Here is a 20,778-nt window from a genome sequence, read left to right as displayed (position 1 = left end):
TTACCGCACAGCAACATAGAATGGCACGGCGCTACGGCGGCGCGACGCCGCGCCGCGCATTCTTTTTTCCGCAATGCCTATCGGGCCAGACCCGTCTTCATCATTCGCAAAGAAGGACCATCATGTACAAGAAAATCTCGCTGCTGACCGGCAGCATCCTCCTGGCATTCAGCGCGGGCGCACAGGCCCAGACCAAGTGGGACCTCCCCAGCGCCTACCCGGCGAGCAACTTCCACGTCGAGAACCTGACGACCTTCATCAAGGACGTCGACTCGCTGTCGCAAGGCAAGCTGAAGATCACGCTGCACAACAATGCCTCGCTGTACAAGGCGCCGGAAATCAAGCGCGCGGTGCAAGGCAACCAGGCGCAGATCGGCGAGATCCTGCTGACCAACTTTGCCAACGAAGACCCGGTCTACGAACTGGACGGCCTGCCCTTCCTGGCCACCGGCTACGATGCGTCGTTCAAGCTGTACCAGGCGCAAAAGCCATTCCTGGAAAAGAAGCTGGCCTCGCAAGGCATGACGCTGCTGTACGCGGTGGCGTGGCCGCCCCAGGGCATCTTCGCCAACAAGGACATCAAGCAGATCAGCGACATGAAGGGCCTGAAGTGGCGCGCCTACAGCCCGGTGACGGCCAAGATCGCCGAACTGGTCGGCGCCCAGCCCGTGACCGTGCAGCAGGCCGAACTGGCCCAGGCGCTGGCCACCGGCGTGATCGACTCCTACATGTCTTCCGCGTCTACCGGCTACGACACCAAGACCTACGAGTACATCAAGAAGTTCTACGACACGCAGGCCTGGCTGCCCAAGAACGCGATCATCGTCAACAAGAAGGCTTTCGACGCCCTGGATCCGGCCACGCAGGAAGCCCTGAAGAAGGCCGGCGCGCAGGCCGAAGAACGCGGCTGGAAGCTGTCGCAGGAAAAGAACAAGTGGTATCAGGCCGAACTGGCCAAGAACGGCATGGAAACCATCGCGCCCACGGTTGAGCTCAAGGAAGGCCTGAGCGTGATCGGCAAGCGCATGCTGGACGACTGGCTCAAGAAGGCCGGCGCGGACGGCCAGGCCATGATCGACGCCTACAAGAAGCAGTGATATCGCCATGCGCCGTTTTCTAGATAGCCTGTACGGCGCGGCCGGCCTCCTGGCCGGCCTGTGCACGATAGGCGTGCTGGTCTCGGTGCTGGCGGCGATCATCGCCCGCCAGCTCAGTTTCAACATTCCCGGCACGGACGCCTATGCCGGGTACTTCATGGCCGCAGCTGGCTTCCTGGCGCTGGCCAGCACGTTCAAGCACGGCGAGCACATCCGCGTGACGCTGCTGCTGAATTCGCTGGCTCCCGCAGGCAGCCGCCGGCTGGACATCTTCGCCCTGGCCGTCGGCTGCCTGCTGGCCGCCGCCTTTGCCTTCTTCAGCGTCAAGCTGACCTACGACTCCTGGCTGTTCAACGACATCTCGACGTCCAACGACGCCACGCCGCTCTGGATTCCCCAGACGACCATGGCCGTGGGCACGATCCTGTTCTTCGTCGCGCTTGTCGACGAACTGGTCCGCCGTTCGCGCGGCCTGGCCGCCGCCACTTCGCAGCAAACCCATGAATGAACTTCTCGTCATCACCCTATTGGTCGTTTCGATCTTCGTCCTGCTTGGCTGCGGGGTCTGGGTCGGACTGACACTGGCGGGCACGGCGTGGATCGGCATGGAGATCTTCTCCAGCCGCCCCGCCGGCGACGCCATGGCCGTCACGATCTGGGGCGCTTCTTCCAGCTGGACGCTGACCGCCCTGCCGCTCTTCCTGTGGATGGGAGAAATCCTGTTCCGCACCCGCCTGTCCGAAGACCTGTTCAAGGGGCTTGCGCCTTGGCTCAACCGGCTGCCCGGCCGGCTGCTGCACACGAACGTGATCGGCTGCGCGATTTTCGCGGCCGTGTCGGGTTCATCGGCGGCCACGTGCGCCACGGTCGGCAAGATGACCATCCCGGAGCTGACGCGCCGCGGCTACCCCGAGGAGAAGATCCTGGGCACGCTGTCGGGCGCCGGCACCCTGGGGCTGCTGATCCCCCCGTCGATCATCATGATCGTGTATGGCGTGGCGGCGGACGTATCCATCGCCAAGCTGTTCATCGCGGGCATCTTGCCTGGCATCCTGCTGGCGCTGCTGTTCATGGGCTACATCGCCTGGTGGGCCATTCGCAATCCCGGCGAGGTGCCGGCTGCCGACCCCGGCCTGACGTTCATGGAAAAGCTGTCGCGCTCGCGGCACCTGATCCCCGTGCTGCTGCTGATCGGCGCGGTGCTGGGGTCGATCTACGCCGGCATCGCCACCGCCACCGAAGCGGCGGCCGTCGGTGTGGTGGGCGCGCTGTTCCTGTCGGCGCTGCAGGGCTCACTGAACCGCTCCACCTTCATGCAATCGCTGCTGGGCGCCACCCGGCTGTATTGCATGATCGCGCTGATCCTGGCGGGCGCGCAGTTCCTGACGCTGGCCATGGGCTACATCGGCCTGCCGCGTGCGCTGGCGGAATGGATCGGCAGCCTGGGCCTGTCCCAGTTCGGCCTGATCATGGCGCTGATGGTGTTCTTCATCGTGCTCGGCTGCTTCCTGGACGGCATCTCCATCGTGGTGCTGACCATGGGCGTGTTGCTGCCGACGGTCCAGGCCGCCGGGATCGACCTGATCTGGTTCGGCATTTTCGTCGTGTTCGTGGTGGAAATGGCCCAGATCACGCCGCCCGTGGGCTTCAACCTCTTCGTTCTGTCTGGTATGAGCGGACGGGAGCTGCCCTACATCGCGCGCGCGTCGCTGCCCATGTTCTTCCTGATGACCCTGGCCGTGCTGCTGCTGTATGCCCTGCCCGGCATCGCCACCTGGCTGCCGCAGCACATGACGCTATAGGCCGTTAAATCGCCTGACCGGCGCAGAGCCCCGTCCTCTGGGACGGGGCTTATTTTTTTTCCACGCTGCGCAATCGCTTCTTGAGCGTTCGACACCCCTGATTCACTGAGAAGTTCGAACTCATCCGATTTCCGAACTTCCCGGAGTTTTCTAGACTCATGTGGCGGCCCCGCTCCGGCGCCGCGTAGCGAAATTTTCTCGTGACCCAGTGCGCTGGGAAGGAGTCCTGAGTGAAATACATCCCCTTAACGCTGGCCGCGGCCAGCCTTGGCATGGCCGCCGGCGCCGCCAGCGCCGAAACCAGTGTCACCCTGTACGGCATCGCCGACGTCAGCATCCGCTACCTCAGCACCAGCGCGGGTAGCGTAGGCGAAGACGGCAGCCGCGTGTCCATGGAAAACGGTGCCATCTCCAACAGCCGCTGGGGCCTGCGCGGCTCCGAAGACCTGGGCGGCGGCAACCGCGCCTTCTTCCGCCTGGAAAACGGCGTCAATCTGCAGAACGGCAGGGGCTCCGACACGACCAAGGCCTTCAGCCGCCTGGCCTACGTGGGCCTGGACGGCGGCGGCATCGGCACCCTGACGCTGGGCCTGCAGAACACCCCGATGTTCGACCTGCTGGCGGACTACTTCGACCCGCTGACCGTCGGCAACTACGACCAGAACGCCTGGCTGCCCGCCGCCATGTCGCGCGTGCGCACCAACAACATGACCAAGTACGCCAACACCTTCGGCAACCTGGCCGTGGCGGCGTCCTGGGCCAACGGCGAAGACTGGGACGACCACAAGGCCGGCCAGCAGTACGGCGCCAGCCTGCGCTACACCATCGGCCAATTGGGCCTGGGCGCCGCCTGGCAGCAGACCTATGCCGGCACCGACTCCGACCTGCGCCAGCGCGTCTGGAACCTGAACGCCTCTTACCAGTTCGACTCCGTCAAGGTGTTCGCGGGCTATTTCAATGGCCGCGACGAAACCGGCTGGGTCAACGGCGTCATGGGCGGCACCACCACCGCCAGCCTGGACCGCAAGGACAACGGGTACTTCACCGGCGTGACCTGGCAGGCCACGCCGCGCTGGGCCATCACGGGCGCCGCCTACTACGACCGCAGCGAGAACGTGGTCGAGGAAGGCGACAAGGGCAAGCGCTACGCGCTGGTCGCCGTGGCCGAATACGCGCTGTCCAAGCGCTCGCAGCTGTACGGCACCGTGGACTGGAACAAGGTCAGCGACGCCGCCAGCGGTGAAATCACGGGCAAGAGCAATCAGGTTGGAGCCGCGGTGGGGTTCAGGCACATTTTCTAAGCGCCTGCGTGTCAGACACCTTGCGTGTCTGACACCAGCTAACTTTCCCCCCTTGCCCCCCCCACCAACCCCAGCGAAAATCCCCCGCATGCGTTCGCCGTTTTTACTGGAATGACGGTGGCTGCCGACCTTGCCAACCCCGCAAGCCCGGCGCCGATCTCCCAACATGAACCGGGCCTGCCGCATGAGCCTTTTCGCTGTCCGCGCGTTCACGTCCCCCGCCCGCCTGCTGCGTGCGGCCGGGATATCACTGGCGTTGGCGGCCGTAGCGTTGCTGGCGGCCTGCTCGTCGCCGGTGCAGCTCATGCCCACGCCGGTCAAGTTCACGACTGGCCAGCCCGATCCCTTCGAGCTCAATGAAGCCAACGGCGACAGCACTTCCATTCCGCTGCTGTACGCCACGAATCGCGCGGTCATCATCGAATCGCGCCAGCCGTTCTATTCCATCTTCCCCAGCGACACCCTGCGCCTGGGCGTGGCGAAGGTCCAGGTCGGCGACGGCACGCTGAGTTGGGAGCAGTTGCGCCAGCTGTCCACGTCGCCCAGCCAGCGCGGCCGGCCAGTGCTGAGCCTGGAGCGCATGGAAGAGCTGGTCGCCCTCCCCCCGCAAAGCGACGCCGAGAACTCGCCCGAAGCACAGGCGTTATTCGGGGTCATCAACAAGGCGCTCGACGTCAGCCAGCACCGGGATCTGATCGTCTACGTGCACGGCTTCAACAACGCCGTCTGGCGCGGCACGGCGCAAGCTGCGCAGTTCCATCATTTCACGGGGCGCCAGGCCGTCGTGCTGGCGTTCCTGTGGCCGTCGGCGGGCAGCCTGCTGTCCTATGCGACCGACGTGCGCTCGGCGCGGGCGTCGGTGCCGGCGTTCGCGCGGCTCATCGAGATGCTTGCCCGCAACACAAACGCCGAGCACATCAATATCCTGGCCTTCAGCGCGGGCGCACGGATCGCCAGCGAAGGGCTGGCCACGCTGGCCCGCCCGCAAGAAGGCGAATCCCGCGAAGCGCTGCGCGCGCGGCTGCGCCTGGGGCAGATCTATTTCGCCGCGCCCGATGAAGACACCTATCGTTTCGTGACGGACCTGCGGCAGTACATCGACCTGACGGAACGGGTAAGCCTGGGCGCCAACCTGGGCGACCGCGCGCTGAGGTTCGCCGCAAGGCACCAGCGCGCATCTCGGGCCGGCCGGCCCAGCGCGGACGATCTCACCGAAGAGCAGATCGAGTTCGTCAATGCGGCCTCGCAGCGCCTGAACTTCGACATGATCCGCGTGGACCCCCGCAACATCCCGGACCTGCACCGCCGCGCCCACAGTTTCTGGTTCACCAACGCCTGGGTCAGCAGCGACGTGCTGATGCAATTCCTGTGGCACAAGCCGCCGGCCGAACGCGGATTGCAGGAAGCGTTTACGCCGCAGGGCATGCGCTTCTGGACTTTTCCCCCTGACTACGAACAGCGCATCGAGGAACGGATGCGCGCGCTGAGGCCCATGCCGGCAACGCCGTGAATCGCAGTAAGGGCAAACGCACGCCTGCCCGGGTTGCTCAGGACGGGCCCAGCGGCCCGTCCATGGCGGCTACAGCATGGCCATGCGGCTGTTGATCAGGTCGGTAACCAGCATGTGGCCGGGCGCATGCGTGATGCAGAAATCGGGCCGCACGGCCGCCACCACGGATTGCGGCGTGACGCCGCAAGCCCAGAAAACGGGCATCTCGCCCGGCCGGATCTCCACCGGGTCGCCATAGTCGGGACGATTGATGTCCGAGATCCCGATGAGCGATGGGTCCCCGATGTGCACCGGCGCACCGTGCACCGACGGGAACCGCGAGGTGACCTGGATGGCGCGGATGGCGTCCGCGGCCTTCAGCGGCCGCATGGACACCACGAGCGGACCGCCGAACACGCCCGCAGGCTGCGTGGGGATGTTGGTCCGGTACATCGGCACGTTGCTGCCCTGCTCGATGTGACGCACCGGCAGGCCGTTGTCCAGCATCGCCTCTTCAAACGAAAACGAACATCCGATCAGGAACGACACCAGGTCGTCGCGCCAGATGTCGCGCACGTCGGTGGGCTCGGCGACCAGCTCGCCGTTTTTCCAGACGCGATAGCGCGGAATGTCGGTACGGATGTCGATATCCGCACCCAGTTCCGGCAGCGACGGATCGCCCGGCTCGGACATGGCCAGCAAGGGGCAAGGCTTGGGATTGCGCTGGCAGAAATGCAGGAAATCCGCCGCCAGCGCGCGCGGCAGGATCGCCAGGTTGGCCTGCACGTGCCCGGGCGCCAGATTCGCGGTGGGCCCGGTCAGGCGCCCGCTGCGCGCGTCCAGGCGGGCCTTGCGGGCCAGCGCGACGCTATTACGAACTTGATCGGCGTCAGCCATGGGAACTCTCTTGTTGCAGTTGCTTGAAGGACGATCAGCGACCGGCGTACAGGTCTTCCACCGCCAGGCCGATGCCCAGGATCCGGCGGTCAGCGCCATTGCTGCCCGCAATCATCAGGCCGACCGGCGCGCTGCCCGGCGCATGGCAAGGCAGCGACAGCGCGCAGCCGTCCAGGAAATTGATCAGGGTGGGATTGCGCAGGATCAGGCCGTTGGCGGCGTAATAGGCGTCATCGGAAGCCTGCAGGTCCGCCACCGCCGGCGCCACGATGGGCGTGGTGGGCATGATCAGGGCGTCGTAGCCCGCGATGCGGTGGTCCACCGCCGCGACCCACGCTTCGCGCGCGTCCAGCAGGTCCAGGTAATCCGCCGCCGTCATGTCCTGGCCGCGCATGATGCGCGACACCACGCGCGGATCGTAGCGCTTGCCGGCGCGCGCGATGAGGTCGCGGTGCCAGGCCCAGGCCTCGGCGGCTGTGAAGCCGCCCTTGCTGTTGATGGCGGCCAGCTCGGCGAATTCCGGAATCTCGATGCGGTCGACCAGTGCGCCCGCGTCCTGCAAGCGCTGCACGGCCGCCGCGAAGGTGTCGGACACGTGCTTGTCCATGGCGTCCAGCGCCAGCTTGGTCGGGATGGCCAGGCGCAAGCCGCGCACGGGCAGCGGCTGGGGCACCGGACCGCCATCGCCCGACAGGATGGCGTCCAGCTCGGCGCAGCAGCGCACGCTGGCCGCGATGGGGCCGATGGAATCCAGGTTGGCCGACAGCGGCAGCACGCCCTTCATGGACACGCGCCAGGCGCTGGGCTTGAAGCCGGTAAGGCCGCACAGGGCGGCGGGAATACGCACAGAGCCGCCGGTGTCCGAACCGATGCCGGCCACGGCCATGCCGTCCGCCACCGACACCGCGGCGCCCGACGACGAACCCCCGGGGATGCGGCCCGTGGCGCGGTCATAGGGATTCAGAGGCGTGCCGTAATGCGGATTGATGCCCAGGCCCGAATAGGCGAATTCGGTCATGTTGGTGCGACCGATGATGACGGCGCCCGCCGCGATCAGGCGCTGCACGACCTCGGCGTTCTCGTCGGCCACGGGCTCGCCCTCGCGCGCCACCGAGCCGGCCATCGTCGTCTCGCCTTCGATGTCGAACAGGTCTTTGATGCTGATGGGCAAGCCTTCAACGGCGGAACGGACGATGCCGGCCGCGCGCAAGGTGTCGGACGCGCGCGCCTGCGCCAGCGCGGATTCCGCATACAGCTTGGTGAACACGCGGGCGCCCTCGCCCGCCGCGTCCTGGGCGCGCGCCAGCGCGGCTTCGGTCAATTCGACGGAGGTGCTGCGGCCCTCGCTCAGGGCCAAGGTCAGATCATTCAGGGTCGAAACCATCATTGTCCTAATGCCGCCTGGCGGCGTAAAAGTGCGGACAGGCGCAACCGAACGGCAAGCGCCTGGTGATCAATGCCGTGCGCGGCCGGTATCAGGCCACCACGGGCAGCGATTCGACATGATAGCTGTGGCGCAGCGTGCGCTGCAGGCGCGGATCGAACAGTTCCATGGTGAAGTCCGCGGCTGCGCGAATGCCGCCGATGGCGCCCACGGTGCCGCAGGTCATGCCCGCGCCTTGCGGCAGCACGGCGGCGCCGCCGGTGTAGCCGGCGATCAGGTCCTGAGGGGTGCGCAGCGTGGACAGCGGACCTTCCTGGTACAGCACCTTTTCGCCGTTTTCGACGATGTAGGAACGGATGACCAGCTCGTCCCAGTGCGCGGCCACGTCGGCCAGGCGCCAGGCTTCGGTCGCCACCGGCTTGACGCAAACCTGCTTGGACATGGCCACGCTGACCGTCTCCAGCTTGCGGTCGGTGTGGTCCGAGGCAATGCTGACGTACATCTCGCCGTCCACGGCGAACACGAAGGTCTCGACTTCGCCCGACGATTCCAGGCCCAGCGCCTGTACGTTCGCGGACTGCGTGAGCTGGTTCTCGGCGATGCGGTAGTACAGCGGCACGCTGGTCGGGCGCGGCACGCCGATGGCGGCCAGTTCCTCGATGTGGTGCTCGATGGCGGCCATGTCGCGGCCGGCCCAGCCCGCCACGATCACGGAGTTGAAGTCGACTTCCACCTGGCGGGGATTGGCGTCGTTGATCTTGAATACGGCTTTCATATCAGTCCTGCGAAAAATTGGGTGGGAAGCGGCGCGGCCTGGCGCCGCGCCGGGATCAAACAACAAACGGAATCAGCCGAAGACGCGCGGCAGCCACAGCGCGATGTCGGGCCAGAACGCCAGCAGCGCCAGCATCGTGAACATGGCCGCGACAAACGGCAGGCTGCCGATGATCACCGCGCTCATGGAACCGCTCTTGCGCAGGCTCTGCACCACGAACAGGTTCAGGCCAACCGGCGGCGTGATCAGAGCGGCCTCAACAAGGATGATGATCACGATGCCGAGCCAGATCGGGTCGTAGCCCAGCGCGATCATGATGGGCGCGACGATGGGGATCGTCGTGATCATCATGGACAGCGTTTCCATGAAGCAGCCCAGGACCAGGTAGAAGACCACCACGATCAGCAGCATCCAGCCGGGGGACAGCCCCAGTCCGGTGATGGACTTGGTCAGCGCGTCGGTCAGGCCGGTGGCGGACATGACGAAGTTCAGGAAGCTCGCCGCAATGACGATCAGCATGATCATCGCGGTGGAACGCATCGTGCCTTCCAGCACTTCGCGCAGCATGGACCAGGTCAGCCTGCGGAACCACGCCGCCAGGATGAAGGCGCCCAGCACGCCCAGGGCGGCGGCTTCGGTCGGCGTCGCAAGACCCGCATAGATCGAGCCCACCACCAGGAAGAAGATGCCCAAAGGCGGCGCCAGGTGCACCAGGCTGGCGAAGCGCTGGCCCCAGGTCGCGGTGATTTTCTTGCCGCCCCATGAAGGCTTGGCCACGCAGGCGAAAACTACGGTCAGCATGAACAGCGCCGCCATCGCGAAGCCCGGGATGATGCCGGCCAGGTACAGCTTGGGCACCGACGAATTCGTCAGCACGCCATAGATAACCAGGTTGATCGAGGGCGGAATCAGGATGCCCAGCGTCCCGCCCGCAGCCAGGCTGCCCAGGAACAGCGGTTCGTTGTAGCCGTACTTGCGGATCTGCGGAATGGCGACGGTGCCGACCGTGGCCGCGGTGGCTACGCTGGAACCCGAGGTCGCCGAAAACAGCGTCGACGCCCCGATGTTGGCGTGCATCAGGCCGCCCGGCAGCCACGACAGCCACAGGCTCATCGCCCCGTACATGCGCTCGGCGAAACCGGCACGCAACAGCACCTCTCCCAGCATGATGAACAGCGGAATGGCGACCAGCAGGAACTCGTTGTTGGAACTCCAGGAAATCTCGCCGATGGCGCGCGACAGCGGCAGCATCGAAAACAGCGGATCCAGGATCAGGCCCAGGACGCCCAGCGCGGCGCCCACGGGAATCGACAGGCCGATCAGCACCAGCAATAGTGTCAACGCGGTGGAAATCATGCGGATTCTCCCTTCACCATGCGCTCGCCTGCGGCGGCTTCTTCGTCGGCTTCTTCCTTCGCCGAGCGCACGCCGCAGATTTCTTTGACCAGTTCGATATCGCCCGTGACCAGGGCGGCGGATGCGCGCGCCAGCATCAGCGCGACGGTGACGCACATCCAGACCAGGCCCAGCATCCACAGCCCCTGCGGAATCCACAGCGGGGTCGCCAGCGGCGTGTTGGCGGTGGACTTCTGCATCCAGGACGTCTGCACCACGTCGTAGGCGTAGTACGTCAGGAACACCATGAAGACGGCCATCGCCACCATGGAGATCCAATCCAGCACGGCCGACAGGCGCACCGGAAGATATTGGTAAAGCACGTCAACGCGGACGTTGGCCCGCTGCAGCGTGGCGAACGCCAGCGCCCAGGACGTGCTGATTGCGAAGGCGTAGCTGGACAGTTCGTCCGCGCCGCCCGTCGTGAAACCGAGGAATTTGCGGGCCAGGACGTCAAAGGAGATCAGCAGCACGCTGGCCACCGTCAGGGCGCCGCCGGCCCAGACGGCCGCGCGGGAAAAGCTCTCCGCGCGCCGCAACAGGCCGCCGAGCAGGCGGAAGTGTTCGGTTTGAGTCATGAATGGAACCTCTGGTGGCGCGGCCTGGCGACGCAGGCCGGTATGGCTGGCCGGTGCATGCGCCGGCCTGCGGGCCGGCGCATCCTGGCGCTTACTTGCTGGCGGTCAGGTTCAGCGTCTTGCCGACAGTGGCGTTCCAGTCCTTGACGCACTGCGCCGAGCAGCGGGCGGCCCACTTCGGCAGCACGGCCTCTTGCGCGACCTTCTTCAGCAGGGCCTGGTCGGCTTCGGAAGGCTGGACCAGGACCATCTTGCCCTTGACCGGGAACGGGCACGCGGCGGCGCCGGTGTTGCAGTCATAGCCTTCCTGGGTCTGGCGGGCTGCCGCGTCCCAGATGTTGTCGACCAGCGTCTTGATGTTGGTCTGCAGGAACGTGCGCACCTTGGGGTCCAGCTTGTCCCAGGCCTTCTGGTTGACGGCATGGATCTGCTGGTTCCAGTTGATCGGCAGCGCGACCAGGTGCGTGGACACCTCATACCACTTGGCCGAATAGCCGGACAGCGAACCGGTGATGGCGCAATCGACCACTTTGTTCTGCAGCGCGGGAACCACTTCGCCGAAAGCCATCGTCACGCTCGAGCCGCCCAGCGCCTCGACGAACTCGGCCGTGGTGCGGCTGCTGGTGCGGACCTTCTTGCCCTTGACGTCGGCCAGGCTCTTGATCTCGGCGTTGCAGAACAGCACCTGCGCCGGGTAGGTCGAGATGCCAAGCAGCTTGACGTTGTTGCCTTCGCCGTAGAGCTTGGCGTAGACGGGCTCGAACGCGTCGGTCACGGCGCGCGCAGTCTTGACGTCGGGCGCCAGGCCGGCCAGGTCGATCGCTTCGTTGATCGGATTGTCGCTGGCGAAATACGACAGCGTGGCGGTGCCGAATTCCACCACGCCCTGCGACATCAGACGCATCAGCTCGGGACCCTTCAGGCCCATTTCGTTGAAGCCCTTGATATCCGCCGTGACCTGGCCCTTGGACAGTTCGGGGATGGTCTTGGTCCAGAACGGCTTCTCGTAGTCGTTATAGGCGGTCAGGTTCGACAGGCCGCCGACGACCTTCAACTGGGTCTTGGGCAGGTCCTGGGCCTGGACGGCGCCGGCCAACAGGGCGGCGGCGGCGGCGGCGAAAGCAAGAGACTTCTTCATGGACAAAACTCCTGGCTGGCGGGATGGTCTGTCGCGCGCGGGATCCCGTTATCCTGATCGCGCGCCGTTACGAATCGGTGGATCAGGAACGCAATGCGGAAACGCGGAAAGCGCGGGCGGCACGGGCGCGACGGTGCGCATTGCGCTGCACCGCACACGGCCTGACCAGCAATTGATGCCTGTTCATGGTTTTCCCCCGCACTGTTTATCCAGGCGCTGCTTTTTCTGTAGCGCCATTGCATCGCCAGGGGGCAAGAGCGTCCAATCGTATGTTGCGATGTGGGGGTATAAATATTTTTTGGGTCTCGCCGCCCCGGCCCTTGCCCTGCCCGCGCAAACGAAGCAATGGCGCGGCTTTGCGGCCGGTCTGGGTTTTCCGCACCCGGCTTTGCGCAAGCCGCCGGGCATCGTTTTACGGCTCGCCTGCTGGGGAAAACACCTAGGGCGCGAGGCGCGCTTCAGGCCTGTGCGGCGACCTTCTGCGCCATCTGCGCGATGATGCGCACGGCGTGGCTGTCCGGCCCCTGCACCCAGGTTGCGGTGAAGCTCAGCTCGGGCAGCGGGTCGGCCTGCACCTGCAGGATCCGCAATTCGCCGCGGGCCAGCTCTTTGCCCAGGAACACCGGCGCAATCACGCTGGTGCCGATGGCGTCCTGCGTCATCCTGACCACCATGGACATGGACGCGCTGCCATACATGCGCGGAGACGTGACGCCCGCCCGCGTCAGCATGTCGCGCACGACGCGATACGGCGAACTGTTGGACGGATACGTGATGATCGGCAGCTTGCCGATCGTCGCCAGCGTGAGGGGTTCCGGGCCCAGGTCCAGCAGCGGACTGGCCACCCAGGCCAGCGGATAGGTGCACAACGGCAGGTTCTCGACCCGCGCCTCCAGCACGGGTCCCATCAGGAAAGCCAGGTCGATCTGGCGCGACATGAGGTGCGACCGCAGCACGTGCGTCGTATCCACCTCGATTTCGAGCACCAGGGCCGGATAGGTCGTGTGGATCAGTTCGATCAGGGCGGGCAGCCAGGTCTGCACGATGGTTTCGGCGACGCCGATGCGCACGGTGCCCGTCATGACGTTCTGCTCGCGCGCTGCCTCGAACATGTCGCGCCGCACCTGCAGCATGCGTTCCGCGTGCGACAGCAGTTCATGCCCCTTGGCGGTCAGCTTGACGCCACGGGCCTCGCGCTCGAACAGCTTGACCCCCAGGTCCGCCTCGAGCGAGGCGATGCGCTGCGAGACCGCGGGCTGCGTGGTGTTGAGCTTGTCGGACGCGGCGCGAAAGCTGCCCAGCGTGGCGACCCAGAAAAAAGTCTCGATGTTGCGTAGTTCTATCATTGCCTCATTTCCCCCGGCGGGATGAGCGTATCATGTCAGCCGCCCAGCGCCCCGCAACGCGGCGTGGCCGCCACAGATGAAAGGAGCCTTGTCCATGACCCCGGCCGATACCGGTCGCCCGCGCGCCAGCGCGCCCGCCGCACGCGGCACGATGATCGGCGTGCTGCTGCTGGTCCTTTCGATGTGGACGCTGTCCTGCCTGGACGCCAGCGGCAAGTGGGTCATGAACGCCGGCGTGCCCCTGCTGGTGCTCTCGTGGTTCCGCTATGCGATCCACCTGGTTCTGGTGCTGGCCCTGGTGCTGCCCACGCGCGGCGTGCGCGTGCTGCACAGCAACAAGCCGCGCGAACAGCTTATCCGCGGCGGGTCGATGTTCCTGGCCACGCTCATGTTCTTCACGACGCTGAGCTACATCCCGCAGGCCGAAGCCACGTCAATCAACTTCCTGGCGCCCCTGCTGGTGCTGTCGCTGGCGCCCTGGATCCTGAAAGAACCCGCCCGCCTGTCGCGCTTTGTCGCGGCGGGCATCGCCTTCATCGGCGTGATCATCGTCATCCGGCCCGGCGGCGGATTGCACCCGGTGGGCACGATATTCGGGCTCTTGACGGCCTGTTGCTTCGCAGCGCAGTTCATTGCCACGCGGCGCGTGGCGGGCGACGACCCGTTCACGTCGCTGATCTGGAGCGGCGCGGTGGGCACGGCCTGCCTCACGCTCACGCTGCCCTTCATCCTGCCCCCCGCCCTGCCCGTGCTGCAAGGTCTGTCCACGCTGGATTGGCTGCTGCTGATTTCGACGGGCATCACCGGCGGCCTGGGTCACCTGTTCCAGATCGCGGCCTACCGCCGGGCGCCCGCCTCCACGCTGGCCCCGTTCATCTACCTGCAGATCATCAGCGCCACCTCGGTGGGCTGGCTGGTCTGGGGCCATTTCCCCGACCCGCTGACCTGGCTGGGCATCGCGATCATCTGCGCCAGCGGCATCGGCATCGGACTGATCGAATGGCGCCGCGGCAAGGCCCAGGCCGCGGTCCCGGCCCGGGCTGCCGCCCGCTGACACGGCAAAAGGCGGCCGCCCGCGGGCAAGGCGGCTCCCGTACAATGCTGCTCGCCTTTTGCCCTTTTCCGGCAGCGGCGCCATGCATTTCCCCAAAAAAGAGGCCCCCATGATCATCAAGCCCCGCGTGCGCGGTTTCATCTGCGTCACCACCCACCCCGCCGGCTGCGAGGCCAACGTCAAAGACCAGATCGACTATGTCAAGGCGCAAGGACCGGTGGCCGGGGGCCCCAAGCGCGTGCTGGTGCTGGGCGCGTCGACCGGATACGGGCTCGCCGCGCGCATCAGCGCGGCATTCGGCTGTGGCGCGCAGACGCTGGGCGTATTCTTCGAGCGCCCCGGCGATGCGGCCAAGGCGGGCACGCCCGGCTGGTACAACAGCGCGGCCTTCCACAAGTTTGCGGATGCCGAAGGCCTGTACGCCAAGAGCATTAATGGCGACGCGTTTTCAGACGAGATCAAGCAAAAGACCATCGCCGCGATCAAGGAAGGCATGGGCCAGATCGACCAGGTCATCTACAGCCTGGCCGCGCCGCGCCGCACGCATCCGAAAACCGGGCAGGTCTACAACTCCACGCTCAAGCCCGTCGGCAAGGCCGTGACCCTGCGCGGGCTGGATACGGACAAGGAAGTCATCAAGGACGGCGTGCTGGAGCCGGCCACGCAGGCAGAGATCGACGCGACGGTCGCGGTCATGGGCGGCGAGGACTGGCAGATGTGGATCGACGCGCTGCTCGACGCCGGCGTGCTGGCCGACGGCGCCACCACCACGGCCTTCACCTACCTTGGCGAAAAGATCACGCACGACATCTACTGGAACGGATCCATCGGCGCGGCCAAGAAGGATCTGGACCAGAAGGTGCTGGACATCCGCGCCAAGCTGGCGGCGCGCGGCGGCGACGCCCGGGTGTCGGTCCTGAAGGCGGTGGTCACGCAGGCCAGTTCGGCCATCCCCATGATGCCGCTGTACCTGTCGTTGCTGTTCAAGGTCATGAAAGAAGACGGCACCCACGAAGGCTGCATCGAACAGGTCTATGGCCTGTACAAGGACAGCCTGTGCGGCCCGTCGCCGATCATGGACCAGGAAGGACGCTTGCGCGCGGACTACAAGGAACTGGATCCGGGCGTGCAGGCCCGCGTGCAGGCGCTATGGAATCAGGTCGACACCGGCAACATCTATGACCTGACCGACTTCGCGGGCTACAAGCGCGACTTCCTGCGCCTGTTCGGCTTCGAGGTCGATGGGGTGGACTATGAAGCGGATGTCGATCCCGCCGTGGAAATCCGCGGCCTGATCTGACCGCACGCGGCGGACCCGGACGTCCTGTCCGGGCCTCTGCCCCGACAAGCCCGAACGCGGCCTCCGTACTACAGATATTCGACCGTAACCAGATAGCGCCGGGGCGTTGCGCCCGGCGTCTTGTCGTCCGCGGGGGAGGCCAGTTCGCGCACGTCGGTCTTGACCCGGTTCGCCGTATCGGTTGGCCGTTCACCGGGAACGATACCGCAGGCGACCTGGGGATGCCCGCCGGAACCGGGCTGCGTCACCCGGGGCACGCATGCTGCAGGTTCGACGATTGCGCCAACGAAGCGGATGACCCCGCCATTCGCGCTGGCCACCGTGGGCGCAAGCAGAGCAACATATAACGATGCGTGAAGTGACGAGCGTATAGACATGGGAACTCCTTGGCTTTAGCACGAACAAGAAGGCGGAAACCGCCCACCTCATTCCTTCCTATTACGGCACTCGCGCGCCAACACTAAAGCCATGCCCTGTCATCAAGCGACCGTTAGGTACTAGCCTCTTTCGTATCAACGCTGACAATTATTCAGTTTTGTCAACGCCAGACTACCTTACCAATTGATTCATATCAACGTATTTTCTTGTCGTATGTCACAAGAACAATTGGAGCAGCCGATCAAGACCGCCGTCGTCGATGGCCACCGCAACCTCGCGCCGCACGGCCGGTTTGGCCCGATAGCCCACTGACAGCCCGGCCGCGCGCATCATCGGCAGATCGTTCGCACCGTCGCCCACCGCGATGGCGCGCTCGGGCCCCACGCCCAGCGATGCGCACACCTCCAGCAATTTGCGGCGCTTTTCCTCGCCGTCGCAGATGTCGCCCCAGGCCTGCGGCAACAGGCGCCCCGTCAGGCGGCCTTCACGCACTTCCAGTACATTCGCGCGCACATCGTCCAGGCCAAGACGCACACGCAGGCGGTCGGTGAAACAAGTGAAGCCGCCCGTAACCAGCAGGCAGGTCAGACCCGCGGCCTTGCATGCCGCGATCAGCGTCTCGGCGCCCGGATTGATGCGTAAACGCTGTTCGTAGACCTCGTCCAGCGCGGCTTCGGGCATGCCGGCCAGCAGCGCCACGCGGTCGCGCAGACTCTGCTTGTAGTCGACGATGTCGCCGCGCATGGCGGCTTCGGTCAGCGCGGCGACCTCCGCCTTCCTGCCCATCAGGTCCGCCATCTCGTCCAGGGTTTCGATGGAAATCAACGTCGAGTCCATGTCGAACGCGATGACCTTGTAGTCCGCCAGCGCCAGCGGCGGGACGATGCCGCGCCAGTGCAGGCCGGGGGCCGTCGGGAAAGCAGGCATGGAAACTCCTTGTCTATGCCGGATGGGGCAGCCCGTGCCGCTGCGTGCAGAGCCATTGAATGAAAAGCTGCGCCTGCGCGGCGGCCGGCCCGTCCGGCCGGTACAGCGCGTGGATGCCCGCGTTGGGCAGCTGCGGCTGCGCGAAGAGCGGCCGCAGCCGGTCCGCGCGCACGTCGTCCTCCAGCAGGCACCACGGCGCCAGCGCGATCCCAAGGTCGTTCATCGCCGCCTGCATGCACAGGAACTGGTGGTCGAAGACCGGGCCTGGCAACTGCGCCGGCACGTCCACTTTGGCCAGCGCAAACCAGCGCGGCCAGTGGTCCATGCCGCCCGAGATCTTGAGCAGCGGGTGGCCCAGGCAGTCTGCCGGCGCGGACAGGCGATTGCGCTCGATGAAGCGCGGCGACGCGACGGGCACGTGGAAATCGTCCAGGCAATGCACGCAGGCCAGGTCCGAATGCGCCATGTAGCCGTGCCGGATCAGCACGTCGCTGGCGGCATCGCCGCCGCGGTCCAGGAACGGCCGGCCTTGCGTGCTGAGCTGCACGTCGATGCCGGGATGCAGCGCCTGAAACGCGGACAGGCGGGGGATCAGCCATTTCATGGTCAGGGACGGCGTGGCGCACACGCGCAGCGCGCCGCCATAGGCCGGCGATTTGAGCTTGGCCGTCGCGGCCGCGATGCGCTCCAGGCTTGCCTGGATTTCCGGGAAATACGCCTGCGCGCAAGGCAGCAGCGCAACGCCCCGCGCCTCGCGGGCGAACAGGGGCTGGCCCGCATACTCTTCGAGGATGCGGATCTGCTGGCTGACCGCGCTATGCGTGATGCTCAGTTCGTCGGCGGCCGCGGTGAAACTGCGCAGGCGCGCCGCTGCCTCGAACACGCGCAGGGCCTTCAATGGCGGCAGGCTGTGCCCCGCCATGTCAGGCAAGGCCCGCCCGAGCGCCCTTCAGGCGCCGCGCTGTGCTGCTCTTTCCCACTATTACCCTTGTCGTCTATTTATTGTCGGGGCGCGGCCGGCTTTCGCCGCCAGCCCTGTTCAGCCGCATTCTAGGGGATAGGCGACGCGCCGACCTCTTAGAAAATCTAACGCCACGCCTTAAAAAACACTGCTGGTCGCCGGCGGGCGCGGTTCCTATCATGCCTGCAACCTTAGGCAGGAACCCACATGGCTTCGATTACGGTAGACGGCATCGTCAAGACTTTCGGCGGGCAGCAGGTGCTGCGCAACCTCTCCCTGCACATTCCCGACGGGGCGTTCTACACCCTGCTCGGCCCCAGCGGCTGCGGCAAAACCACCCTGCTGCGCTGCATCGCGGGCTTCTACGCGCCGGATGGCGGCCGCCTGCTGTTCGACCAGGACGACGTGACCCACGTGTCCGCGCACCGCCGCGACATCGGCATGGTGTTCCAGGACTACGCGCTGTTTCCCGACAAGACCGCCTTCGACAACGTCGCCTACGGCCTGCGCGCCCGCGGCGTGGCGCGCGCCGAGATTGCGCGGCGCGTCAACGAAGCGCTGGACAAAGTGGGCCTGCTGCCCCTGTCCGACCGCTATCCGGCGCAGATGAGCGGCGGGCAACGCCAGCGCGTCGCGCTGGCGCGCGCGCTCGTCATCCGCCCGCGCGTGCTGCTGATGGACGAACCGCTGTCGAACCTGGACGCCAAGATGCGGCTGCAAATGCGCGACGTGATCCTGGACCTGGTGCGCGAAGCCGGCATCACCACGGTGTTCGTCACGCACGACCAGGAAGAGGCCCTGGCCATGTCGGACCGCATCGCCATCATGGACCACGGCGACATCGCCCAACTGGGCACGCCGGAAGAACTCTACGGCACGCCCGTCAACGCCTACGTGGCCGACTTCATCGGTTCGGCCAACGTGATTCCCGTGCCCGCCCGCACCGGTCTGGAAGGAGCGCCGGCCGGCCATGTGCGCTATGAACTGTGCGGCATGCAGTTCGACGGCATGCAGGGCGGCGCGGGGCTGGACTCGCAGGGCGTGCTGATCGCGCGGCCCGAAGAGCTGGCCCTGATGGCCCCCGCGCCCTACGTGCCCAACACGCTGCCCGGCAAGGTCCTGCGCCGGCAGTACCTGGGCTTCAAGACCGCCTATCGCATCGCGCTGGCCAACGGCTCGGAGATCCGCGTCGAACTGCACGCCGGCAACATGGTGGCGCAGTTCCAGCCGGGCGAGTCCGTGCAAGTGCTGATTCCCGCGGACAGCCGCGTCGTCAACGCCTGAGGACGCGCACGCCATGAAAATCAAATGGTGGCCCTGGGGCATCCTGACCGCGATCAGCCTGGTCCTGCTGCTGTTCTTCGTGCTGTATCCGCTGGGCGTGCTCTTCGGCAACAGCATCACGGGCCAGGACGGCGGCTTCACGCTGGAGGGGTTCAAGGCCCTGCTGGCCGATTCGCAATACGTGGAGGCCTTCGGCAACACGCTGATCCTGGGCCTGACCGTCACCACCTGCACCGTGCTGGTGGGCGTGCCTTTCGCCTACATGGTGGCGCGCTACGACTTCCCGCTGAAGAACCTGGTGGCCATCCTGCCGGTGCTGACCATCGTGATCCCGGAGATCATCGTGGGCCAGTCCTGGCTGCTCATCCTGGGCAACAATGGCCTGCTGACCAATCTGCTGGGCGACGCGGGCATCTCACTGCCCTCGTTCTACGGCTGGACGGGCATGGTCTTCTCCATGACCCTGGTCTATTACACGTACATCTACCTGGGCGTGCTGGCCGCGCTACGCGGGTTCGACGGCCAGCTCGAGGAAGCTGGCCTGAGCCTGGGCACGCCGCCGTTCCTGACCAAGCTGCGCGTGCTGGTGCCCGTGCTGTTGCCCGCCGTCCTGGTCAACGCGCTGGTGGTGTTCACGCTGGTGGTGGGCAACTTCGCGCTGGCGATGCTGCTGGGCAGCCGCGTGCCGCTCCTGTCCGTCATGACGTACAACACCTTCGTCAGCGAAATGGGCGGCAGCCCCACCCTGCAGAGCGCGATGTCGGTGGTGTCGATCGCCATCGTCGCCATCGTGCTGTTCTTCCAGAAGCGCGTGGTGGAACGCAAGGTCTACACCATGACCCAGGGCCGCGCGCCGGCAGCCGTGCGCGTGCGTTCGTGGACGGCGCTGCTCTATACCAGCGGCGTCGGTCTGGTGATCCTGGTGTCCCTGCTGCCGCTTGTCGTGGTCTTCATCGCGGCCTTCACCAAGACAAGCGGCCCGGTCATGCAGTGGGGGCAATGGTCGCTTGCCAGCATCCAGCGCGCCCTGCACGGCGCGCCGGAACCGATTCTGAATTCGCTCAAGTTCGCGTCGCTCGCCACGCTCCTGGGCGTGGCCTTCGCGGTGCTGGTCAGCTACCTGACAATCAAGAAGCGCAGCGCCTTCACGCAGGTGCTGGACTACATCGTGGTGCTGCCCCTGACCATCTCCGGCACGGTGCTGGGGATTGCGCTGGTGCAGACTTTCAACACCGGCTGGCTGGTGCTGGCGGGCACCTCGGGAATCATGGTGCTGTGCTACACGGTCCGCCGCCTGCCCTTCGCGGTGCGCAACGCATCGTCGGTGCTGTTCAACATTCCCGAGTCGATCGAGGAAGCCTCGATCAGCCTGGGCGTGTCCCCGCTCATGACGTTCTTCAAGGTGATCCTGCCCGCGATGAAGGCGTCGATCATCTCGGCCGCCATCCTGATGTGGTTGACCACCATCTCGGAGCTGTCCGCGTCCATCGTGGCCTACAGCGGCGGTCTGGAAACCATGCCCATCGCCATCTTCCGCCAGGTCGACGGCGGCAGGCTGGGCATGGCGTCCGCCTATGGCGCGGCCCTGGTCACGGTGATCGTGCTGCCCATCATCGTGTCCGTGAAGGCATTCCGCATCAAGCTGTTCTCCGGCAAATAACCCACTCGCACA

The 20,778-nt window shown here is 65.9% G+C and carries 19 protein-coding genes; 9 read left to right on the top strand and 10 right to left on the bottom strand.

Annotated elements, in window-relative coordinates; genetic code table 11:
- Positions 1 to 122: 122 nt before the first annotated feature.
- The 5 genes from KYC_RS07035 (at position 123) to KYC_RS07015 (ending at position 5,710) form a co-directional block, all read left to right on the top strand.
- Entirely contained in the window at positions 123 to 1,097 is a 975-nt protein-coding gene (locus KYC_RS07035) for a TRAP transporter substrate-binding protein (RefSeq protein WP_008160354.1), read from the top strand.
- A 7-nt stretch (positions 1,098 to 1,104) separates the two neighbouring features.
- Positions 1,105 to 1,605 (top strand): TRAP transporter small permease, encoded by a 501-nt coding sequence (locus tag KYC_RS07030; RefSeq protein ID WP_008160352.1) that lies wholly within the window; start codon positions 1,105 to 1,107, stop codon positions 1,603 to 1,605.
- The gene (locus tag KYC_RS07025; RefSeq protein WP_008160351.1) at positions 1,598 to 2,899 is read left to right on the top strand and encodes a TRAP transporter large permease; all 1,302 of its coding nucleotides are present in this window, start codon (positions 1,598 to 1,600) and stop codon (positions 2,897 to 2,899) included. Before KYC_RS07030 ends, KYC_RS07025 begins: the two co-directional genes overlap by 8 nt.
- Before the next feature lie 230 nt (positions 2,900 to 3,129).
- Positions 3,130 to 4,200 (top strand): porin, encoded by a 1,071-nt coding sequence (locus tag KYC_RS07020; protein ID WP_008160348.1) that lies wholly within the window; start codon positions 3,130 to 3,132, stop codon positions 4,198 to 4,200.
- A gap of 184 nt (positions 4,201 to 4,384) precedes the next feature.
- The gene (locus tag KYC_RS07015) at positions 4,385 to 5,710 is read left to right on the top strand and encodes an alpha/beta hydrolase (RefSeq protein WP_008160346.1); all 1,326 of its coding nucleotides are present in this window, start codon (positions 4,385 to 4,387) and stop codon (positions 5,708 to 5,710) included.
- A 69-nt stretch (positions 5,711 to 5,779) separates the two neighbouring features.
- On the opposite strand, the gene KYC_RS07010 is transcribed toward KYC_RS07015, so the two are convergent.
- The 7 genes from KYC_RS07010 to KYC_RS06980 form a co-directional block, all read right to left on the bottom strand.
- Positions 5,780 to 6,586, bottom strand: a complete 807-nt coding sequence (locus KYC_RS07010) for a putative hydro-lyase (protein WP_008160344.1) — start codon at positions 6,584 to 6,586, stop codon at positions 5,780 to 5,782.
- A 34-nt stretch (positions 6,587 to 6,620) separates the two neighbouring features.
- Positions 6,621 to 7,970 (bottom strand): amidase, encoded by a 1,350-nt coding sequence (locus KYC_RS07005; protein WP_008160342.1) that lies wholly within the window; start codon positions 7,968 to 7,970, stop codon positions 6,621 to 6,623.
- A 91-nt stretch (positions 7,971 to 8,061) separates the two neighbouring features.
- On the bottom strand, positions 8,062 to 8,745 hold the full coding sequence (locus tag KYC_RS07000; RefSeq protein ID WP_008160340.1) for a DUF2848 domain-containing protein: 684 nt from the start codon (positions 8,743 to 8,745) through the stop codon (positions 8,062 to 8,064).
- A 72-nt stretch (positions 8,746 to 8,817) separates the two neighbouring features.
- A complete protein-coding gene (locus tag KYC_RS06995; RefSeq protein WP_008160338.1) occupies positions 8,818 to 10,101 on the bottom strand; it encodes a TRAP transporter large permease in 1,284 nt (427 codons plus the stop codon).
- The gene (locus tag KYC_RS06990; RefSeq protein ID WP_008160335.1) at positions 10,098 to 10,718 is read right to left on the bottom strand and encodes a TRAP transporter small permease subunit; all 621 of its coding nucleotides are present in this window, start codon (positions 10,716 to 10,718) and stop codon (positions 10,098 to 10,100) included. Before KYC_RS06990 ends, KYC_RS06995 begins: the two co-directional genes overlap by 4 nt.
- A gap of 91 nt (positions 10,719 to 10,809) precedes the next feature.
- The gene (locus KYC_RS06985; RefSeq protein WP_008160333.1) at positions 10,810 to 11,856 is read right to left on the bottom strand and encodes a TRAP transporter substrate-binding protein; all 1,047 of its coding nucleotides are present in this window, start codon (positions 11,854 to 11,856) and stop codon (positions 10,810 to 10,812) included.
- A gap of 458 nt (positions 11,857 to 12,314) precedes the next feature.
- Positions 12,315 to 13,202, bottom strand: coding sequence for a LysR family transcriptional regulator (locus KYC_RS06980; protein ID WP_008160331.1), 888 nt, complete (start codon positions 13,200 to 13,202; stop codon positions 12,315 to 12,317).
- 94 nt (positions 13,203 to 13,296) lie between these two features.
- Here KYC_RS06980 and KYC_RS06975 point away from each other — a divergent pair, with 94 nt between their 5' ends.
- Positions 13,297 to 14,256: a DMT family transporter gene (locus KYC_RS06975; protein WP_008160329.1), complete on the top strand. Its 960-nt coding sequence runs from the start codon at positions 13,297 to 13,299 to the stop codon at positions 14,254 to 14,256.
- Between the two features lie 109 nt (positions 14,257 to 14,365).
- Positions 14,366 to 15,556 (top strand): enoyl-ACP reductase FabV, encoded by a 1,191-nt coding sequence (gene fabV, locus KYC_RS06970; protein WP_008160327.1) that lies wholly within the window; start codon positions 14,366 to 14,368, stop codon positions 15,554 to 15,556.
- 68 nt (positions 15,557 to 15,624) lie between these two features.
- Here fabV and KYC_RS29430 read toward each other — a convergent pair whose 3' ends face one another.
- The 3 genes from KYC_RS29430 to KYC_RS06955 form a co-directional block, all read right to left on the bottom strand.
- Positions 15,625 to 15,933, bottom strand: coding sequence for a hypothetical protein (locus KYC_RS29430; RefSeq protein ID WP_139026498.1), 309 nt, complete (start codon positions 15,931 to 15,933; stop codon positions 15,625 to 15,627).
- A gap of 217 nt (positions 15,934 to 16,150) precedes the next feature.
- On the bottom strand, positions 16,151 to 16,861 hold the full coding sequence (serB, locus tag KYC_RS06960) for a phosphoserine phosphatase SerB (protein ID WP_008160323.1): 711 nt from the start codon (positions 16,859 to 16,861) through the stop codon (positions 16,151 to 16,153).
- Between the two features lie 13 nt (positions 16,862 to 16,874).
- Positions 16,875 to 17,783 (bottom strand): LysR substrate-binding domain-containing protein, encoded by a 909-nt coding sequence (locus KYC_RS06955; RefSeq protein ID WP_043517777.1) that lies wholly within the window; start codon positions 17,781 to 17,783, stop codon positions 16,875 to 16,877.
- A 246-nt stretch (positions 17,784 to 18,029) separates the two neighbouring features.
- On the opposite strand from KYC_RS06955, the gene KYC_RS06950 reads away from it, so the two are divergent.
- Entirely contained in the window at positions 18,030 to 19,106 is a 1,077-nt protein-coding gene (locus KYC_RS06950; protein WP_008160318.1) for an ABC transporter ATP-binding protein, read from the top strand.
- Between the two features lie 13 nt (positions 19,107 to 19,119).
- Positions 19,120 to 20,766 carry an ABC transporter permease gene (locus KYC_RS06945; RefSeq protein ID WP_008160315.1) on the top strand — a complete coding sequence of 549 codons (1,647 nt, stop codon included), beginning with the start codon at positions 19,120 to 19,122 and terminating at the stop codon, positions 20,764 to 20,766.
- The last annotated feature ends 12 nt before the right edge of the window (positions 20,767 to 20,778 follow it).

Origin of the sequence: Achromobacter arsenitoxydans SY8, from assembly GCF_000236785.1 — a bacterium.
GTDB lineage: Bacteria > Pseudomonadota > Gammaproteobacteria > Burkholderiales > Burkholderiaceae_B > Achromobacter > Achromobacter arsenitoxydans.
Note: the sequence above shows the minus strand (reverse complement) of the source record. Positions and strands in the feature narration are given on the sequence as shown.

Excerpts from the sequence above, each read along its gene's own strand:
- KYC_RS07035 (WP_008160354.1), top strand. The coding sequence starts at position 123 with ATGTACAAGAAAATCTCGCTGCTGACCGGCAGCATCCTCCTGGCATTC.
- KYC_RS07030 (WP_008160352.1), top strand. The coding sequence starts at position 1,105 with ATGCGCCGTTTTCTAGATAGCCTGTACGGCGCGGCCGGCCTCCTGGCC.
- KYC_RS07025 (WP_008160351.1), top strand. The coding sequence starts at position 1,598 with ATGAATGAACTTCTCGTCATCACCCTATTGGTCGTTTCGATCTTCGTC.
- KYC_RS07015 (WP_008160346.1), top strand. The coding sequence starts at position 4,385 with ATGAGCCTTTTCGCTGTCCGCGCGTTCACGTCCCCCGCCCGCCTGCTG.
- KYC_RS07010 (WP_008160344.1), bottom strand. The coding sequence starts at position 6,586 with ATGGCTGACGCCGATCAAGTTCGTAATAGCGTCGCGCTGGCCCGCAAG.
- KYC_RS07005 (WP_008160342.1), bottom strand. The coding sequence starts at position 7,970 with ATGGTTTCGACCCTGAATGATCTGACCTTGGCCCTGAGCGAGGGCCGC.
- KYC_RS07000 (WP_008160340.1), bottom strand. The coding sequence starts at position 8,745 with ATGAAAGCCGTATTCAAGATCAACGACGCCAATCCCCGCCAGGTGGAA.
- KYC_RS06995 (WP_008160338.1), bottom strand. The coding sequence starts at position 10,101 with ATGATTTCCACCGCGTTGACACTATTGCTGGTGCTGATCGGCCTGTCG.
- KYC_RS06990 (WP_008160335.1), bottom strand. The coding sequence starts at position 10,718 with ATGACTCAAACCGAACACTTCCGCCTGCTCGGCGGCCTGTTGCGGCGC.
- KYC_RS06985 (WP_008160333.1), bottom strand. The coding sequence starts at position 11,856 with ATGAAGAAGTCTCTTGCTTTCGCCGCCGCCGCCGCCGCCCTGTTGGCC.
- KYC_RS06980 (WP_008160331.1), bottom strand. The coding sequence starts at position 13,202 with ATGATAGAACTACGCAACATCGAGACTTTTTTCTGGGTCGCCACGCTG.
- KYC_RS06975 (WP_008160329.1), top strand. The coding sequence starts at position 13,297 with ATGACCCCGGCCGATACCGGTCGCCCGCGCGCCAGCGCGCCCGCCGCA.
- fabV (WP_008160327.1), top strand. The coding sequence starts at position 14,366 with ATGATCATCAAGCCCCGCGTGCGCGGTTTCATCTGCGTCACCACCCAC.
- KYC_RS29430 (WP_139026498.1), bottom strand. The coding sequence starts at position 15,933 with ATGTCTATACGCTCGTCACTTCACGCATCGTTATATGTTGCTCTGCTT.
- serB (WP_008160323.1), bottom strand. The coding sequence starts at position 16,861 with ATGCCTGCTTTCCCGACGGCCCCCGGCCTGCACTGGCGCGGCATCGTC.
- KYC_RS06955 (WP_043517777.1), bottom strand. The coding sequence starts at position 17,783 with ATGGCGGGGCACAGCCTGCCGCCATTGAAGGCCCTGCGCGTGTTCGAG.
- KYC_RS06950 (WP_008160318.1), top strand. The coding sequence starts at position 18,030 with ATGGCTTCGATTACGGTAGACGGCATCGTCAAGACTTTCGGCGGGCAG.
- KYC_RS06945 (WP_008160315.1), top strand. The coding sequence starts at position 19,120 with ATGAAAATCAAATGGTGGCCCTGGGGCATCCTGACCGCGATCAGCCTG.